This window comes from Lentilactobacillus parafarraginis DSM 18390 = JCM 14109 (assembly GCF_001435895.1).
In the GTDB taxonomy this organism is placed as follows: Bacteria; Bacillota; Bacilli; order Lactobacillales; family Lactobacillaceae; genus Lentilactobacillus; species Lentilactobacillus parafarraginis.
This window is the reverse complement of sequence record NZ_AZFZ01000181.1, coordinates 1-991: the sequence shown is the minus strand read 5'-3', so window position 1 is coordinate 991 and position 991 is coordinate 1. Positions and strand designations below refer to the sequence as shown.

At 41.4% G+C, this 991-nt stretch carries 2 protein-coding genes; both read left to right on the top strand.

The genetic code is table 11. The features are described from left to right. The first annotated feature begins 50 nt into the window (after positions 1-50). Positions 51-632 (top strand): DUF1700 domain-containing protein, encoded by a 582-nt coding sequence (locus FD47_RS14620; RefSeq protein ID WP_054736812.1) that lies wholly within the window; start codon positions 51-53, stop codon positions 630-632. A gap of 2 nt (positions 633-634) precedes the next feature. Beyond that, positions 635-814, top strand: a complete 180-nt coding sequence (locus tag FD47_RS14615; protein ID WP_054736810.1) for a hypothetical protein — start codon at positions 635-637, stop codon at positions 812-814. Positions 815-991: the final 177 nt, after the last annotated feature.

The window sequence follows — 991 nt, the reverse complement described above, 5'->3', positions numbered from 1 at the left end:
GATAAAACTTAGGAACTTTAGACATTACGACTTTATACGAGGAGGGTTTCATGATGAAGAAAAGTGAGTTCTTAAAGCAATTAAGATTAAGCCTTAAACGGGCCCATATTGTTGATCGCCGCCGATATCTTCAAGACTACGACGAGTTAATATCAGATGAATCAGAGGCTAAATCAATTTCAGAAGATGAGGTAATTAAGTCTTTGGGAGATCCTGATCATATTGTGGAAAACATTATCACTGAGGATCAACCAAAGACGGCGCATCTGGCGACTGGCGTTATGATTTTGATTGTTTTGGCGCTTATATTGGGGTCGCCTCTTTGGTGCTCAATACTCTTACTGGGGTTGGGGTTGTTGCTGTTGGGCTACTGCTTAATTTGGCTGGTGCCCGCTGGGTTAACGTTTGGAACCCTTCTTGCACTGGTATTGGGATCGTTTGGATTGCCAGCTGCAATTATCGCGATGTTTCGAGTTGGCCCTGGGATTGGCTTTAGTGAGCTTGGTTTTTCATTAGCAGCGTTTGGGATCACCCTCTTGTTGGCCAAGTTATCTTGGTGGAGCGTTAAGTATTTCGCCGTTGTTTCCGCTCAGTCGTATCACTTTATTTCCGCAAAATTTAGGAGGGCTTAACCATGTTATTGAAATGGATTAGCAGCAACTATTTTCGATTGATCGGATCACTCGTTGTCATTGGGGTTGTTCTCTTCATATTCGGGTTACTCCTTGGTGGGTTTAATCTCGATATGTTCAACTATCCTGGAGACATTAACATGCGACCATGGTATTGGTTCCTGGCATTCAAGGGAATTTAGCGGAATCCTGTGGCGATCGATGCCATGAATAAACACGATTGACTAATCAACTAAGGCAATGATTTCGGAATTTTGGAAAATCATTGCCTTAGTTTTTAATCCAATTATTATCAAACGATATAGTTGATTTTCGCAAATAATTAAAATCCTCGATTTAAAATTGAAGTGCAACACCTG